Source organism: Mesorhizobium temperatum (assembly GCF_002284575.1).
Lineage (GTDB): Bacteria > Pseudomonadota > Alphaproteobacteria > Rhizobiales > Rhizobiaceae > Mesorhizobium > Mesorhizobium temperatum.
This window is the reverse complement of the sequence record NZ_NPKJ01000013.1, coordinates 1-14,885: the sequence shown is the minus strand read 5'-3', so window position 1 is coordinate 14,885 and position 14,885 is coordinate 1. Positions and strand designations below refer to the sequence as shown.

General features: G+C 63.2%; 17 protein-coding genes and 2 pseudogenes. 12 read left to right on the top strand and 7 right to left on the bottom strand.

Going from position 1 to position 14,885, the window contains the following annotated elements:
- Positions 1-44 precede the first annotated feature (44 nt).
- Positions 45-650, bottom strand: coding sequence for a TetR/AcrR family transcriptional regulator (locus CIT26_RS02420; protein WP_095491084.1), 606 nt, complete (start codon positions 648-650; stop codon positions 45-47).
- 103 nt (positions 651-753) lie between these two features.
- Here CIT26_RS02420 and CIT26_RS02415 point away from each other — a divergent pair, with 103 nt between their 5' ends.
- Positions 754-2,181 carry an MFS transporter gene (locus tag CIT26_RS02415; RefSeq protein ID WP_245319025.1) on the top strand — a complete coding sequence of 476 codons (1,428 nt, stop codon included), beginning with the start codon at positions 754-756 and terminating at the stop codon, positions 2,179-2,181.
- Positions 2,182-2,222: 41 nt separating this feature from the next.
- On the opposite strand, the gene CIT26_RS02410 is transcribed toward CIT26_RS02415, so the two are convergent.
- The gene (locus CIT26_RS02410) at positions 2,223-3,239 is read right to left on the bottom strand and encodes a polyprenyl synthetase family protein (RefSeq protein WP_095491082.1); all 1,017 of its coding nucleotides are present in this window, start codon (positions 3,237-3,239) and stop codon (positions 2,223-2,225) included.
- 166 nt (positions 3,240-3,405) lie between these two features.
- Between CIT26_RS02410 and CIT26_RS02405 the strand changes: the two genes are divergently transcribed.
- The 6 genes from CIT26_RS02405 (at position 3,406) to moaB (ending at position 7,121) form a co-directional block, all read left to right on the top strand.
- Positions 3,406-3,630, top strand: coding sequence for a putative signal transducing protein (locus CIT26_RS02405; protein WP_095491081.1), 225 nt, complete (start codon positions 3,406-3,408; stop codon positions 3,628-3,630).
- Complete coding sequence (locus tag CIT26_RS02400) at positions 3,630-4,430, top strand: tRNA1(Val) (adenine(37)-N6)-methyltransferase (protein WP_095491080.1); 801 nt, start codon at positions 3,630-3,632, stop codon at positions 4,428-4,430. Before CIT26_RS02405 ends, CIT26_RS02400 begins: the two co-directional genes overlap by 1 nt.
- 84 nt (positions 4,431-4,514) lie before the next feature.
- Positions 4,515-5,381: a S49 family peptidase gene (locus CIT26_RS02395; protein WP_095491079.1), complete on the top strand. Its 867-nt coding sequence runs from the start codon at positions 4,515-4,517 to the stop codon at positions 5,379-5,381.
- An 82-nt stretch (positions 5,382-5,463) separates the two neighbouring features.
- Positions 5,464-5,649, top strand: a complete 186-nt coding sequence (locus tag CIT26_RS02390; protein WP_095491078.1) for a hypothetical protein — start codon at positions 5,464-5,466, stop codon at positions 5,647-5,649.
- Positions 5,650-5,686: 37 nt separating this feature from the next.
- Complete coding sequence (locus tag CIT26_RS02385; RefSeq protein ID WP_095491077.1) at positions 5,687-6,577, top strand: 4-(cytidine 5'-diphospho)-2-C-methyl-D-erythritol kinase; 891 nt, start codon at positions 5,687-5,689, stop codon at positions 6,575-6,577.
- Positions 6,564-7,121 (top strand): molybdenum cofactor biosynthesis protein B, encoded by a 558-nt coding sequence (moaB, locus tag CIT26_RS02380; RefSeq protein ID WP_095491076.1) that lies wholly within the window; start codon positions 6,564-6,566, stop codon positions 7,119-7,121. Before CIT26_RS02385 ends, moaB begins: the two co-directional genes overlap by 14 nt.
- 48 nt (positions 7,122-7,169) lie before the next feature.
- Here moaB and CIT26_RS02375 read toward each other — a convergent pair whose 3' ends face one another.
- The 3 genes from CIT26_RS02375 to CIT26_RS02365 form a co-directional block, all read right to left on the bottom strand.
- Positions 7,170-8,144, bottom strand: a complete 975-nt coding sequence (locus tag CIT26_RS02375) for a phytanoyl-CoA dioxygenase family protein (protein ID WP_095491075.1) — start codon at positions 8,142-8,144, stop codon at positions 7,170-7,172.
- A gap of 257 nt (positions 8,145-8,401) precedes the next feature.
- Positions 8,402-9,229, bottom strand: coding sequence for an MBL fold metallo-hydrolase (locus CIT26_RS02370; RefSeq protein WP_095491074.1), 828 nt, complete (start codon positions 9,227-9,229; stop codon positions 8,402-8,404).
- A gap of 194 nt (positions 9,230-9,423) precedes the next feature.
- On the bottom strand, positions 9,424-10,359 hold the full coding sequence (locus CIT26_RS02365; RefSeq protein ID WP_095491073.1) for a cyclase family protein: 936 nt from the start codon (positions 10,357-10,359) through the stop codon (positions 9,424-9,426).
- Positions 10,360-10,697: 338 nt separating this feature from the next.
- Here CIT26_RS02365 and CIT26_RS02360 point away from each other — a divergent pair.
- Together CIT26_RS02360 and CIT26_RS02355 are read left to right on the top strand one after the other, a co-directional pair.
- A pseudogene (locus CIT26_RS02360) lies at positions 10,698-10,939 on the top strand (type II toxin-antitoxin system Phd/YefM family antitoxin).
- Positions 10,936-11,352: a type II toxin-antitoxin system VapC family toxin gene (locus CIT26_RS02355; protein ID WP_095491072.1), complete on the top strand. Its 417-nt coding sequence runs from the start codon at positions 10,936-10,938 to the stop codon at positions 11,350-11,352. The pseudogene CIT26_RS02360 and the gene CIT26_RS02355 overlap by 4 nt, the downstream one beginning before the upstream one ends.
- Before the next feature lie 82 nt (positions 11,353-11,434).
- Here the strand turns inward: CIT26_RS02355 and CIT26_RS02350 are convergent, their stop codons facing one another.
- Positions 11,435-11,941 (bottom strand): glycosyltransferase, encoded by a 507-nt coding sequence (locus tag CIT26_RS02350; RefSeq protein WP_095491071.1) that lies wholly within the window; start codon positions 11,939-11,941, stop codon positions 11,435-11,437.
- Positions 11,942-12,092: 151 nt separating this feature from the next.
- On the opposite strand from CIT26_RS02350, the gene CIT26_RS02345 reads away from it, so the two are divergent.
- From CIT26_RS02345 to CIT26_RS02335, 3 genes are all read left to right on the top strand, one after another.
- Positions 12,093-13,247, top strand: a complete 1,155-nt coding sequence (locus CIT26_RS02345; RefSeq protein ID WP_143747767.1) for a PA0069 family radical SAM protein — start codon at positions 12,093-12,095, stop codon at positions 13,245-13,247.
- A gap of 155 nt (positions 13,248-13,402) precedes the next feature.
- Complete coding sequence (locus CIT26_RS02340) at positions 13,403-14,098, top strand: ribonuclease HII (protein ID WP_095491069.1); 696 nt, start codon at positions 13,403-13,405, stop codon at positions 14,096-14,098.
- Between the two features lie 131 nt (positions 14,099-14,229).
- The gene (locus CIT26_RS02335) at positions 14,230-14,562 is read left to right on the top strand and encodes a transposase family protein (RefSeq protein ID WP_095491068.1); all 333 of its coding nucleotides are present in this window, start codon (positions 14,230-14,232) and stop codon (positions 14,560-14,562) included.
- Between the two features lie 14 nt (positions 14,563-14,576).
- Here the strand turns inward: CIT26_RS02335 and CIT26_RS02330 are convergent.
- Positions 14,577-14,813: pseudogene (locus tag CIT26_RS02330) on the bottom strand (integrase); the annotation flags it as partial.
- Between the last annotated feature and the right edge of the window lie 72 nt (positions 14,814-14,885).

Here is a 14,885-nt window from a genome sequence, read left to right as displayed (position 1 = left end):
TGCCCGGGAATTCCGTGCAGATTTCCGGCGCCGGTCGATGAAGCTCAGGCCCCCTGGATGAGTCTTGCGTCCAGCGACTGCATTGCCACGGTGATCAGAGCGTGCAGCCGCTCTTTCGGCACGCCGTCGCGCGCCTGCACCGAGAGACCGTGCATGAGCGTCGCGTAGTAATCGCCCAACGTTTCGGCATCCGTATCCGGCTTCAGCTCTCCGTCTCGAACGCCCTGCTTCAGTCGCTCGACGATCGATGCGGTGCGGGCCAGGCGATGCTCCGCCAGCCAGTGGAGCACACTGTCGTTTTCAACGGCGCAGTTGGTCGCGGCCGACACCACCATGCAGCCCTGCGGCCACCCCGGCCTGGTGTAGGTCTCGACGGCTTCTCGCAACATCCGCTCGATGACCCGCCGGGCCGTCGGTTCCTCGGCCAGCGCGCGGGTGGCGAAGCCGCCTTCATTGGCCTCGTAAAGCGCCACCGCCTCGCGAAACAGGTCCTCCTTCGAGCCGAAAGCGGCATAGATGCGCGGCGAAGCCAGACCGAGCGCCGACACGAGATCGGCCATCGAGGTGCCCTCATAGCCGCGCGTCCAGAAGGCGTCGCGGGCCTTCTCCAGCGCCTGGTCCCGATCGAACTCCCTTGGCCTTCCCGCCATTGCGATCTCCATTTTTTATCGATCAACAAATAATCCGCTTGACTTCGGATTGCAAACCCAATTCTTTGTCGATCGATAAAGAATCGTCGACATGGAGATTGACATGAGTTCACTCGATCAGGGCGCGCCGTTCGCCGGGGCAACAGGGGTCGGCGCGAAGCGCGGCGCCACGCTGGCATTGCTCGCTTTCGCGCAGCTCATCATCGCACTCGACCTCAACATCGTCTTCGTGGCGTTGCCGGAAATCGGTGACGGGCTGGGCTTTTCGGGCCAGACCCTGCAATGGGTGGTCAGCGCCTACACCGTGTTCACCGGTGGCTTCCTGCTGTTCGGCGGTCGGGCCGCCGACCTGATCGGCCAGCGCCGCGTTTTCATCTTCGCGCTTTGGCTCTATGCGATTTCGTCCCTGGTCGGCGGCCTCGCCTGGTCGCCGCAAGTCATCATCGCGGCACGTGCGGTGCAAGGCATCGGCGCCGCGTTCCTGTTCCCGGCCACGCTGTCGCTGATCAACCGCCTGTTTGCCGAGGGGCCGGAGCGCAACCGGGCGCTTGCGGTCTGGGGCGGCGCCGGAGCGAGCGGCCTGACGCTCGGCTCGCTGGCGGGAGGGCTTCTCACCAGCGCCTTCGGCTGGCCCTCCGTCTTCTATGTCAACGTGCTTTTGGCCGGGGTCGCCATCGTCGCGGCTTTCGCCATCATTCCGCGTGACGGCAAGCGGCACGAACACCGCAGCTTCGATCTGCCGGGCGCGCTGGCCGTCACCACCGGCGCGACCTTGCTCGTCTTCACGCTGGTTCAAGGGCCCGAATATGGCTGGTGGTCGACTGCGATCATCGCCAGCACCTTGCTGGCGGTAATTTTCCTGACCACCTTCGCGGTGATAGAGGCCAGGAGCGCCGATCCGCTGATGCCGCTGCGCCTGTTCCACACCCGCAGCCTCGTCGCCGGCATGACGATCACCTTCCTCTACATGGGGACTTTCGGGGCGCTGCCTTACTTCCTCACCGTGCTGCTGCAGAACGTGCATGGTTTCACCGCCTTGCAGACCGGCTTGGCGTTCCTGGTGCCATCCATCGCCATCGCGGCCGGCACCCAGGTCGGCGAACGTCTGGCAACGCGTTTTTCGACACGCGCGACGCTGGTCGGCGGCATGGTCGTCGGCGCGATCGGGACGGCCCTGATGGTATCCGGTGCAGACGCCGACAGCTTCTATCTGTCCCTCGTACCCGGCTTGATCATCTCCGGCGTTGGACAAGGCATCGTCTGGACTGCCATGTGGATCGCCGCCGCCTCGGGTGTTTCCCATGACGAGCAAGGTGTCGCATCGGGGATGGCTTCCACCATGCTCAATGTCGGCAATGCGATCGGCATGGCGGTGTTGATCGCGATTGCCAACCGCCATGTCGGCGGATTGACGGGCGGTGCCTTGAAGATCGCCGTCGCCGACGGCATTCAGGTCGCCTTCTGGCTCGCTGCGGCAGGCATCGTTTTCAGCCTGCTCGCCGCAATGGTTCTTCCGGGGAAACCAAGATGAGGGGGCAGGGCGCCGTGCCGGCCAAATGTCGGCGATGCCTTTCAGTTCACCCGGCTGATGCAGAAATCGATGACGTCGATCAGCGCCGATTTCTGCGGCGTCGCTTCAAGCGGCGCCAGCGCGTCGCGGGCGATCTCGCCGAAATGGCCGGCGCGCCCGATAGTGTCAGCGATCGCGCCGTGGCGAGTCATCAATCCGATCGCCTTTTCCAGCCCGGCGTCGTCGGTGAAATTGTCCTCGATGGCGCGCTTCCAGAAGGTGCGCTCGGCCTTGGTCCCGCGCCGGTAGGCGAGAATCACCGGCAGCGTAACTTTGCCTTCGCGGAAGTCGTCGCCGACATTCTTGCCCAGATCCTTGCTGGTGCCGCCATAATCCAGCGCATCGTCGATCAGCTGGAAGGCAAGGCCGAGATTCATGCCATAGGAGCGCAGCGCCGCGCGATCGTTTCGCGTCGCCTGGGCGATAACTGGACCGACCTCGGCGGCGGCCGAGAACAGGGCCGCGGTCTTGGCCTTGATCACCGCGAAATGCTCATCCTCCGTGGTTTCGAGGTTCTTGGCAGCGGCGAGCTGCATTACCTCGCCCTCGGCAATGATCGAGGCGGCGCTGGACAGGATGTCGAGCGCTTCCAGCGAACCGACATCGACCATCATGCGGAAAGCCTGGCCAAGCAGGAAATCGCCGACCAGCACGCTCGCCTGGTTGCCCCAGATCATCCGGGCGGTCTTATTGCCGCGCCGCATGCCGCTCTCGTCAACGACATCGTCGTGGAGGAGCGTGGCGGTGTGCATGAACTCGACTGATGTGGCGAGCTTGACATGGCCCTCGCCGGAATAGCCGAACATCTGGGCTGAAGCGAGCGTCAGCATCGGCCTCAGCCGCTTGCCGCCCGACGAGATCAGGTGGTTGGCAATCTCCGGGATCATCTCGACGTCGGAACCGGCCTTCGACAGGATCAATTTGTTGACGCGCCCCATATCGGCCGCCGTCAGGTCGATGAGATCCTTTATGGAGGCGGCTTCCCGCTTCCCGTTTTCGATGTTGAGAACGACACCCACCACAAACACTCCCGTCTATAAGTCATGCGCACGGACGGCACCCTGATCCCGCCACAGACTCTAGGGCGCTATCCACAGGCACGGCAAGAGGCGATTTGGCGCGGTCGAGGTGGCGACGGGAGCCACCCACATTTACATAGACGCTGCAACCTGCGAGTTTCGTCCGATGATAGAGCTTATCCGCACCAACGATGCCGTGATCATCTCCTTTGTCGAATCGCTGATGCGCGATGCCGGCATCGGCTGTTTCGTCGCCGACCAGAATATGAGCGTGCTCGACGGTTCGATCGGCATCCTGCCCCGGCGCATCATGGTCGATGCCGACCAGGCCGATGCGGCGCGGCGCATCCTGACGGATGCCGGCATCGCCAACGAGATGCGCCAGACATAATGTCCGCGGCGCGCGCCACCCTTGTCCAGGACACGCCGGCCCATACGGTCGATGCCTTCCATCGCGGGCGGTTCTGGCTTGTGCAGCCGAAACAGGCCGGCCATCGCGCCGGTATGGACGCCATGATGCTGGCGGCCTCCGTGCCGTCCGCCTTCGCCGGGCGCCTTGCCGATTTCGGCGCGGGTGCCGGTGCCGCAGGCCTAGCCGTGCTGTCGCGCTGTCCTGATGCCGAGGCCGTGCTCATCGAACGGTCTCCGGAGATGGCTGCCTTCGCCGCAACGACGCTTGCCCACCCCGGCAATGCGCATCTCAACGACCGCGCCTCGGTGCTCGCCGCCGACGTCGCGCTGTCGGGCCAAGCGCGAACAGCCGCCGGGCTTGCCGACAATTCCTTCGATTTCGTCATCATGAACCCGCCCTTCAATGCCGCCGAGGATCGCGCCACGCCCGACCCGCTCAGGAAGGCGGCGCATGTTATGGAAGATGGGCTGTTCGACAGCTGGATCCGAAGTGCAGCTGCTGTGGTCAGGCCGCGCGGTGGTCTTGCCGTGATTGCTCGGCCAGATCAGCTCGGCGCCATCCTCGATGCGATATTAGGCCGCTTCGGCGACGCCGAGATGCTGGCCGTCCACCCTCGCCCCGAGGCAGTGGCGATCCGCATTGTCGTCAGGGCAATACTCGGCGCACGCGGAAAACTGTCGATCCGCCCGCCGCTGATGCTGCATGCACAATCGGGCGACGGCCCAACCGAGCGGACCGAGATGATCAACAACGGGCTGGCTTCGCTGTTCGGCGACTGAGCCTTTTTCTACCGGCCGGCGGCGCGGCATTGCCGTTGGCCGGCGAATCCCTACATGCCTTCAAGCCAATCGAGCGGAGACCCCGTGAAACGCTTCCTGAATCGCCTGTTGCCGAAATCCTGGCGTTCCGACATCGTCGTTATTCCCGTCATCCGGCTGCACGGCACCATCATGCCCGGCGGCGGCCAGTTCCGTCCGAGCCTGTCGCTCGCGTCCACTGCCGGCCCTATCGAGAAGGCGTTTTCCTTCGATGCGCCCGTGGTCGCCATTTCGATCAATTCGCCGGGCGGCTCGCCGGTGCAGTCGCGGCTGATCTTCAGACGCATTCGCGACCTGGCGACCGAGAAGAACAAAAAGGTTCTGGTCTTCGTCGAGGACGTGGCGGCTTCGGGCGGCTACATGATCGCGATCGCCGGCGACGAGATCTTTGCCGATCCGTCGTCCATCGTCGGTTCGATCGGCGTGGTGTCGGCCTCGTTCGGCTTTCCCGAACTGTTGAAGAAGATCGGCGTCGAGCGCCGCGTCCATACTGCCGGCCAGAACAAGGCGGTGCTCGATCCGTTCAAGCCCGAGAAAAAGGAAGATATCGAGCGGTTGAAGGCGCTGCAGCTCGATGTCCACGAGACCTTCATCGACCTCGTCAAGGACCGGCGCGGTCCCAAGCTCAAGGACGACCCGGACCTGTTCACCGGCTTGTTCTGGACCGGCAAGAAGGGGCTGGAACTCGGCCTTGTCGATGCGCTCGGCGATATGCGCAGCGTGCTGAAGACCCGTTTCGGGCCCAAAACCCAGCTCAAACTGATCACGGCGCCGCGCGGCCTGTTCGGCCGCTTCGGCTGGTTCGGCTCGAGCAGAGGGGGTTTTTCGGCGCCCGATATCGCCGCTGCTGCCGCAAGCGGCGTGATCGATGCGGCGGAAGAGCGCGCGCTGTGGGCGCGCTTCGGGCTTTGAAAAACCGGCAAAAGCGTCTAACTTAAGAGCTTGACCGACCCGACCGGCCACCGCAGCCGGCCTTGCGAGGAAGGAGATTGACATGCCGCAGATCATTTTCTTCATCGCAGTCGGCCTGCTCGCCTATTTCGGCTATCGCTCCTTCATCAGGGAAGCCGAGCGCGTGACGGCCAAGATACGGCGCACCGAAAAACAGGCTACCAACGGCACAATGGGCACGCTGGTCAAGGACCCGAAAACCGGCGAATACCGTCTGGCCAAGGACTGACATCATCTCTCTCGCAACTGACACAGCGGATTCCGGCATCACCGTTCGGGCATTGCATGCGCATGCCAAGATAAATCTCGCGCTTCACGTCACCGGCAGGCGCGCCGATGGCTATCACATGATCGAGAGCCTGGCGGTGTTCACGCGCTTCGGCGACAGGGTCGAGATCGAGATTGCCGACAGCGACGGGTTTTCCGTGTCGGGCCGATACGCCTCCGCGGTCCCGCTCGACGCCAGCAATCTGGTCGTGAAAGCGCGCAACGCGTTGCGAGAGCAGGCCGGTCAGCGGCATATGCCGCCGGTCGCCATCAGGCTCGAAAAGAACCTGCCGGTCGCGTCGGGCGTCGGCGGCGGGTCGAGCGACGCCGCAACGGTGCTGCGCGGGCTGGCTGAGACATGGAGACTGGACCTCGACGACGCCGACCTGGCGCGGATCGGCCTCTCGCTGGGCGCCGACGTTCCCATGTGCCTTATGGCAAAGCCATTGATCGCGCGCGGCGTTGGCGACGAACTGTCGGCCGTGCCGGGCTTTCCCGCACTCGGGCTGGTTCTCGTCAATCCCGGCACTGCCATCTCTACGGCCGACGTGTTCAATGCGCTTTCCGATCGCAACAACGAGGGACTGCCGCCGCTGCCGCGCAGCCTCGACTTCCACAGTATACGCAACTGGCTGGAGAGCACCCGCAACGATCTCGAGCCCGCGGCGCGGGCGATCCAACCCGCCGTCGGCAAGGCGCTGTCGGTGCTCAACAAGGCCGGAGCGGGGTTCGCCCGGATGTCCGGTTCCGGCGCAACCTGCTTCGGGCTGTTCGAGACCGGCAATGTCGCCAAGCGCGCGGCCGTCGATATCCGCAGCCGCCATCCCGACTGGTTCGTCGCCGCGACGCGAAGCATGACATCGGAGGCTGACACGCATGGCCAGGATTGACGAGAGCCGCTCCTTCATTCCCGTGCGCATCGCGGTGCTGACCGTTTCCGATACGCGCGGCCTCGCCGACGACAAATCCGGCAAGACGCTGGCCAACCGCATCGTGGAGGCCGGCCATATCCTGGCCGCCCGCGACATCGTCACCGACGACCGCGAAAAAATCCGCGACAAGGTTCTGGGCTGGTCGAGGGACGACGCGATCGATGTCGTCATCACCACCGGCGGCACCGGCTTTACCGGCCGCGATGTGACGCCGGAGGCGCTGGAGCCGATCTTCGAAAAGCGCATGGACGGCTTTTCCGAAGTGTTCCACCGCATTTCCTACGACAAGATCGGCACTTCGACGATCCAGAGCCGGGCGACCGGCGGCGTCGTCAACGCGACCTTCGTCTTCGTGCTACCGGGTTCGCCCGGCGCCTGCAAGGACGCCTGGGACGGCATTTTAAAGCCGCAGCTCGACTACCGGCACATGCCCTGCAACTTCGTCGAGATCATGCCGCGCCTGGACGAACATCTTCGGCGCGGCGGCGACAAGACAAGTTAGGCCAGGTTCCCAAAAGGCTGTTTCGGGCCAAAAAATCAGCGCCAAAAATCAGCGAATAACCGGCTCGCCGTGGAACCGCCGGCGCGAGGGCGGCGAAACGCCGAAGCCGACTTCCATCATCAGCCGCGGGTTGCGCGTCGGCACGGTGCCCATGTGGAAGCCGAACGGATCCTCGACAAAGCCCAAACCTGCCTCGCCGGTCAGCGTAATCGGGCTCTGTGCGCCGTAGACCTTCAGAACCTCTTCCGCGGGATGGCCGACAAGAAGCGTCATCTGATGCTTGAGGATGCGGCGATTATGGCTGCCGCGAACATAGACATGCGGACCGGTCTCGGCATCGACCGGATTGAGATAGAAGAAGAATTTCAGCATCCGCCAATCGTCGAGATCGAAGTGGTATTTGCCAAGCGACGCCAGGTTCTTCTCGGCGTCGGAGACGGAGCTCGTCGGAAAGCTCCACCAGACGCGCGTGGTGATCAGCTTCGCCTGGCTGCCGAGATAATGGGCTGCGATGTTGAGAAGCAGCGGGTCGCGCTGTACGGTAAGCGCAGCGTTGCAGTCGAGAACCCGCTCGAAAAAATGGCCGCTGAGCAAGGGACGGCCGAAGTGCTTCTCGGCCTCGGCATGCTCGGCCGGCAGGAACTCCAGGCGACGGTCGAAATTGCCGAAGCAAGGCGTGCGCTGCGCAAAGCTGGCGATCTCCTCGTGGATCGACTGCGGCAGGGCAAGCCCGGAAAAGAGGCCGTCCGAGCGGAGCGCGCCGACCACCGCGTCACGATCGACGCCGGCGAACATCGTCTCCTCGGCCCTTTGTGCGGATCGAACCGGTTTTGCGCCACGCCAATGCAACCGCCGTGCCGGCATGGTGCGCGCCAGCATGAACATCGGCAGCCATGCCGGATTCTCGCGAAGGTCCGACAGATAGGTCGGAATCCGCACCGCAATGCGGCGCAGCAGGCTGCCGTTTCGGGCAATCGACTCGAGGCTTGCAGCACCGGATTGGTCAGGACTTGAAAGGGTCATCATGGTCCTCAGCTATAAGGGGCGCGTCGACGAAGCGTCGGCCGCTCACCGCTCAGGCGTTACCCAAACCCATCCGCCCGCACAAAGGAATGGTAACCCCCGGCTAGATTTTGTGCAATGCACAATGGAAGGAGTTGTCGCAAACTTTCCGGCAAGCTTGACGGAGCATTAAGGCTCGTTGATTTCGCGACAGCGAGTGTTTCGAGCGAGGTGGAACGAAGAGGTTGCGCACGGTGGAGAACATCGCGACGAAGCGATCAAACCCCGTCGAGAATGACGATCGTCGGCCGGTCGGGCAGGGTCTTCAGCGAAACCGTCAGCGACCGGCCGGAAAGGAATTCCACTGCGAAATCGTCGCCCATCCTACCTGTGAATTCGCTGATCGGAGTCGCATGGCGATGCATCGGCAGGATCATCGAGGAATAGAGCCGCGCGGTGATTTCGGTCATCCGGTCGAGCGACAGCGTCATGCCGCCGTCGATAGGCACCATAAGGATGTCGAGCCGGCCGATGGCGCCGTAATGTGCGTCCTCCAGCCGGTGGTGCAGATGGCCGAGATGGCCGATGCAGAGCCCCGCCACTTCGAAGATGAAGATGGAATTGCCGTCCTTGCCGAGATCGCCGCCATTGCGGATATCCGTCGGCACGTTGCGGATGTAGACATCGTCCACTACAAGGGCGTGCCGCGCCGGACCGCCTTCGGGATTCCAGCCGCGCAGAACATGTTCGATGGCGGGATCCGGATGGTCCGAATAATGGGTGCGGTGGGCCTTGTTCATAGTCACCACGCGCGGCAGCGGGTCAGCGCCGTAGACGCCGGAAAAGTCGGTGGCGATCCTGACGCCGGCAGGCGTCTCGATGATGTAGGTCGAATGGCCGGCATAGGTGATCGTAACGTCGCCGTCGACGAAAGCCTCGGCCAGCGGAGGCGTCTGCGCCTTTGGCGCTGTGAAGCTGGCATAGGTGGCCGACGGCAGCGCTTCGGCGATCGCAACGCATCTCGACGGCGGCGACTCTTCCTGGGCCGACGCGGCGAACGGCCAGAAAGCCAGGGTCAGCAGGACGGCGGCAGATAGGCGGAGCATGACTGCCTCCCGTGGCAGGATCGGCGCTCATGCCACGATAGCGCCAGCAATTGTGATGGCTATCGTCGGGACAGTCACGTTTTCGCGAGCGCCGGAGGGGCTGGTCGTCTGAACGTTTTGTCCCGACTTACGCGACAAATCGCGTGGAATGGGACGCGCCACGGCCCTGCAGCCCCCGATGATATCGTCAGAGATCAGGGCGTCGGACGGAAGACGCCGTTCTCGTCGCGCTTGAGCGGCGCCTTTTGCCGGGAAAGCGGCGCACCAGGCGCTTCGGTGACCGAAACGCCCTCCGTCCAATCGGCGGGTGCAATAGCGATGTAACGCGCATATCCGCCTGACCCGCCAAGCGGCTTGGCAAAGCCGATTGTAACCAACGCCCCAGCCTCAGGCACCTTGTCGAGGTTTGCAACGCCTTCTGCCTGCGTGAAGTCGTTGTGAAGTAGCCAATGTTCGCCCTCGAGATTGGGCGTGGTGTCGGTGTCGAGCGGCTCATGACCATGAAACAGAATCTTCCGCTCCAGATGCAGGAACTTCAGCGCGTCCAAACTGACGCCTGGAAACGGCTTCTGGTTAAAGCGGGCGGCATCGGACCATTTCTTGTACCAATCCGAACGCACGAAGACGACCGAACCCTCCGGTATGCGGCCGTGCTCCTTTTCCCATTCTTCGATGTCGGCGACCTGGAGGTGATAGCCTTCGTCGGTCTGCACCTTGCCGCTGATGTCGATCACGACGAGCGGCCGCACGGCATAAGTGGCCGGCAGGTCGCTGATCGTTGCACCAAGTGGATTCCAATGGGAGGGTGGGTCGAGCTGCGTGCCATATTGGTCCGTCGTCAACTCGTAGGCGGTCGCAACGAACCCATGCTTGTCGTAGGTGAACTCTTCGCCGGCCTTGACGTAGCCCTCGATATCCCGACCGGCGACAGTCGGTTTGAACTTGGCATTGGCGAAGCCTGGCCATACAGGCTGCACCGGCTCGAAGGCGTGGGTCAGATCGATGTACTTGGCCGATTTGAGCGTGTTCTCATAAACCGACCAAAGGGACGATTCCTGCGCCAAAGCGATCGCCGGCACTGACCAAGCGGCTCCGAGCAAGGCGATACGAACGAATTTGGATACATTCATCTGCGATCTCCCCGAAATGTCGCCGAGTATCGCGAGTTTCCCGCAGGACGACAAGCATATGCATTCCTCCATCTGCATTCCTTCCAGGAGTGTCGCGCCAATGCGCATTCCATCAGGCTCGGCTATTACAGCGATCGCATGCAGCCGCCTGCTTCAGTCACTCCGGATAAAGGCACAGCACCAATGTCGCTGGTGACAATTATCCTCTTATCGATAGAGATAAGACCAAGCCTTGATCAACACGGAAAAATCGCACTACGGTCGTCTAAATTCCCAATTGCCGTGCTGTCCACACGCCGCTCGACGACAGCGTCCATGCGCGACCTCAGGAGAGAACCATGACCATCATCGTCAAGGTCGGAAAGGCCAAGACACACCTCTCCAATCTGCTGGCCAAGGTCGAAGCCGGCGAGGAGGTCATCATTTTGCGCGGCAACCATCCGATCGCGAAACTGAGCCGAATCCCCAAGAACAACGACCTGGGCGCCCTGATCGAAGAGGTCCGCGCTCGCGGGCCAGGGCCAAGCCCGTCACGACCGAGGAGATTCTGGCTTGGAAACATGAAGGCCATCGCCACTGATGGCCTTCGACCTTGATGCGTCCGTTGCGGCCGCATGGCTCCTTCCGGAGGAGCACAGTGAGGCAGCCGAAGCACTGATTGGCGCATTGACAGCACAATGCCCGGTGCTGTCCCTGTTCTGGCACGAGGCCCGCAGCATCGTTCTGATGGCCGAACGCCGCAACCGCATTGCTCCGGGCGAGGCGATCGCGGCAATGGGCCGGTTGCGGCGCCTGCCGCTCGAGGATGCAGGAACGGGCGGTGACGGATCTGTTTTGGCGCTGGCTACAAGCCACGGGCTGAGCGCCTACGATGCCGCGTACCTGTCACTGGCTCTCGAGCGTACGCTTCCGCTCGCCACGTTGGAACGCAAGCTGGTCGCAGCAGCACTAGCCGAGGGCGTCGAGATGGGTGGGCTCCTCGGCAATGGCTGAATCCCCGGCCCCATATCGCCTTCCTCTCGGGCTGGCGAAGGACGCGACGTTCCCTCGCCCGCTATGGGGAGAGAGACGACCGTCACTTCGCCGGCGCCACCCAGATCTCGGCGTCGAGCCTCTTGGTCGCAAGGCCGCGGGCGATGGCTTCGGCGCTGCGGGCGTTTTTCGATAAGGCCGCGGCCTGACGCTTGCTGATCACCAGCCCTTCGGCCAGTGCCCGGTTTCCCGAAAACACCCGCGACAGGAACGGCACGCGACTGCCGCGCGCCCGCGAAAACCGCGCCGGCATGGTTTGCCGGGCCGTGTGGGCGACGACCTCGTCGATCCAGCCTTCCGCCAACCGCGCCCCCGGCTCCAGCAGCAGCAGCCAGTCGCCCTTGGCCTGCCTGATGCCGGCAGCAATACCGCCGCTCGCCACATAAAGGCAGCCGGCATGTTCGGCAACGCGGTGCGTCTGGTCGGTCGAGCCGGTGTCGCAGACGATGACATCGCGCACCACGCCCTCGACCGCGCCGCCGATCAGCGAGGCAAGCGTGCGGGCAAGTCTCTCTTCGTCATTCAGGGTCTGGATGAGAACGCTAAGCATCGTTAGCCGAATAGCCGAAAGCGGGGCGCAGTGCCAGTTTTTGCGTCGCATCGCAAAAATGTTCTTGCTTTGTTCTGATAGATAAAATAGGATTATTTTCATGAACAGAGCGATTCGACAGCCAGCCGACAGTCCCTGGGAGAGGGCAAAAATGGAACAGATCGTACGTGCCGACATTGCCGCCTTCGGGGCTGGAAGGGCCGAGATGGCCAATGCAATGATCGAGCAGAGCGGCGTCCGAATCCGTCCAGACCGCAATCGCGGCCGGTCCGCCGGCATCAACCCCTCCGGTCGGTTCGAACCGGTCAGCCGGCATGTGTTCGATGATGGCTGGAACTCGCTGGAGGAGCTGCCGCCCTTCAAGACCGAGGTGCAGGTCGAAAAGCCGCGCACCATCATCACCCGTAACGAATCGCCCGACATTTCGTTCGACCGTTCGATCAACCCCTATCGCGGCTGCGAGCATGGCTGCGTCTATTGCTTCGCGCGGCCGACGCACAGCTTCATGGGCCTGTCGCCGGGGCTGGATTTCGAAACGAGGCTGTTCGCCAAGCCGGATGCGGCGCGGCTACTCGACAAGGAACTGTCGAAGGACGGCTACCAGCCGCGCACCATCGCCATCGGCACCAACACCGATCCCTATCAGCCGATCGAGAAGCAGTACCGGATCATGCGCGAGATCCTCGAAGTGCTGGAAGCGCGCGGCCATCCGGTCGGCATCGTCACCAAATCCGCGCTGGTGACGCGCGACATCGACATTCTGTCGCGCATGGCCGAACGCGGTCTGGCCAAGGTGGCGCTGTCGGTGACGACGCTCGACCGGATGCTGGCCAGAACGATGGAGCCACGCGCGTCGACGCCGACCAAGCGGCTGGAGGCGATCAGGCAGCTTTCGGACGCCGGCATTCCGGCCTCGGTCATGGTCGCTCCGATCATCCCCGGTCTGACCGATCAGGAGATGGAACGCATCCTCGATTCGGCACGTGCGGCAGGAGCGCGCGAGGCCGGTTATGTCGTGCTGCGCCTGCCGCTGGAGGTCGCGCCGATCTTCAAGGATTGGCTGCTGCGCCATTATCCGGACCGCTACCGTCACGTCATGTCGCTGATCCGCTCGATGCGCGACGGCAAGGATTACGATTCGGATTGGGGCAAGCGCATGAAAGGCTCCGGCCCCTATGCCTGGCAGATCGGCCGGCGCTTCGAGATCGCCGCCAAACGGCTTGGCCTCAACGCCGAACGGCGGTCGCTCAGGACCGATCAGTTCGTCGTCGCGGCCAAGGCAACCGAGCAACTGATGCTGCTGTGAAGACATCGTGTGCCGCCGCTGCCGGCGGCACATGAAAAATCCCGTCCGGCCTGTCCTTGTCCCCGGGCTTGCAGACGGTGCCCTCCGGGTCCGGTGCCTCACCCGACCCGGAGGGGCTTGCGGAGAATCGGAGCCGATGCGAACCTCGCCGCAACATGGCTCGCGCGCGCTCTGATTCTCCGCTTCTCTTCGAAATCGTTGAGAGACCCGATTTCTCCTTCGAGACGAAGGCGATGGCCGAAGGCCTATGGCCGGTGGCGGGAATGGACGAGGCAGGCCGTGGCCCGCTCGCCGGGCCGGTCGTGGCGGCAGCGGTGGTGCTCGATCCCGCCAACATTCCCGACGGCCTCGACGATTCCAAGCGCCTCAGCCATCTGCAGCGCGAGGCGCTGTTCCTGAAAATCCTCGGCTCCGCTCTTGGCGTGTCGATGGCTTCGGTCAGCGCGGAAGGCATCGATGGCAGCAATATTCTCAAGGCCAGCCTCGAGGCGATGCGCCGCGCATTGGTCGGCTTGTCAGTGCAGCCGAAATTAGCCTTGGCCGACGGGCGCGACGTGCCGCCCGGACTGCCATGCGAAGGCAGAGCGCTGATCAAGGGCGACCAGCGCTCGCAGTCGATCGCCGCCGCCTCGATCGTCGCCAAGGTGATGCGCGACCGCATGATGTGCGGCTGCGGCAGCCATCACGCGCATTACGGTTTCGAACTCCATATGGGCTACGCCACGGTCCGCCACCGCACCGCGATCGAGATGCATGGACCGGTGGCGCGGCTGCACCGCGCGTCCTTCGCACCGTTCCGGCTTGGCGGAACCGAAGTGCTCGACGAAGAGAGTTTTTCGGGTCTGGATTAAGCGACGGTCCATCGTCGCGCTTTCTCCCCCCTTGAGGCAGGGGAATCGCATTTGAGTAGTTGGGAAATGGCTTGCCAATTGCCGGGTTGTGGATTCTTGGGAGGGCTCGNTCCGTAATTGGGGAGCTCTCGATGGAAACGATCCAGGCTGTGTTCGGTCATCTCGATCCGCGCGACCAGAACGCTCGACACGATTTTTGCGAGATACTGTTCATTGCCTTCGCTGCGATGCTGTGCGGCGCCAAGAATTGCTCCGACATCTGGCGCTTTGGGCAGGAAAAGGAAGCGATGCTGCGAAATGTGCTCACTCTGGCGCATGGCATTCCCTCGCACGACACCTTCTCGACACTGTTTCGCAAGCTTGTCCCTACGGCGTTCGCCGAGGCCTTCGCCGGCTTCATGCGCCATGTCGCGAGCGCTGCCGGCGGCGCGGGGTGTCCAGTTGATAGATGGGTAACACTTTGAACCGGATACATGGGTTACAGTTTTCCCCCTGTGCTGTCCGCCGCAGCGCCAAGCGGTTTGGTTGGCGTGGCGCTGCGGCGGACAAGCTTCATGCGCCTGGTGTCGAGGATGCCGAGCGGATGGGCATGGAAGCTGAGCGCCCATTGACCATCCTCGGTTTCGGTGGCGGCGACCGCTTCGCCGGCCAGCGTCTTGGAAACGTAGACGAAGCCACCGTTCCACCTGATCTCGCCATTGTGGCGCACGCGGCGCGGCGGCGACTATGTGCTGGCCTTGAAGGGCAATCAGGGGCTGCTTCTGGCCGATGCCGAGCGCCTCATCGC

Coding starts and splice junctions, on each gene's coding strand:
- CIT26_RS02375 (WP_095491075.1), bottom strand. CDS start 8,144: ATGACCCTTTCAAGTCCTGACCAATCCGGTGCTGCAAGCCTCGAGTCG.
- CIT26_RS02415 (WP_245319025.1), top strand. CDS start 754: ATGAGTTCACTCGATCAGGGCGCGCCGTTCGCCGGGGCAACAGGGGTC.
- CIT26_RS02405 (WP_095491081.1), top strand. CDS start 3,406: ATGATAGAGCTTATCCGCACCAACGATGCCGTGATCATCTCCTTTGTC.
- CIT26_RS02345 (WP_143747767.1), top strand. CDS start 12,093: ATGGAACAGATCGTACGTGCCGACATTGCCGCCTTCGGGGCTGGAAGG.
- CIT26_RS02365 (WP_095491073.1), bottom strand. CDS start 10,359: ATGAATGTATCCAAATTCGTTCGTATCGCCTTGCTCGGAGCCGCTTGG.
- CIT26_RS02340 (WP_095491069.1), top strand. CDS start 13,403: ATGGCTCGCGCGCGCTCTGATTCTCCGCTTCTCTTCGAAATCGTTGAG.
- moaB (WP_095491076.1), top strand. CDS start 6,564: ATGGCCAGGATTGACGAGAGCCGCTCCTTCATTCCCGTGCGCATCGCG.
- CIT26_RS02390 (WP_095491078.1), top strand. CDS start 5,464: ATGCCGCAGATCATTTTCTTCATCGCAGTCGGCCTGCTCGCCTATTTC.
- CIT26_RS02350 (WP_095491071.1), bottom strand. CDS start 11,941: ATGCTTAGCGTTCTCATCCAGACCCTGAATGACGAAGAGAGACTTGCC.
- CIT26_RS02420 (WP_095491084.1), bottom strand. CDS start 650: ATGGCGGGAAGGCCAAGGGAGTTCGATCGGGACCAGGCGCTGGAGAAG.
- CIT26_RS02335 (WP_095491068.1), top strand. CDS start 14,230: ATGGAAACGATCCAGGCTGTGTTCGGTCATCTCGATCCGCGCGACCAG.
- CIT26_RS02400 (WP_095491080.1), top strand. CDS start 3,630: ATGTCCGCGGCGCGCGCCACCCTTGTCCAGGACACGCCGGCCCATACG.
- CIT26_RS02370 (WP_095491074.1), bottom strand. CDS start 9,229: ATGCTCCGCCTATCTGCCGCCGTCCTGCTGACCCTGGCTTTCTGGCCG.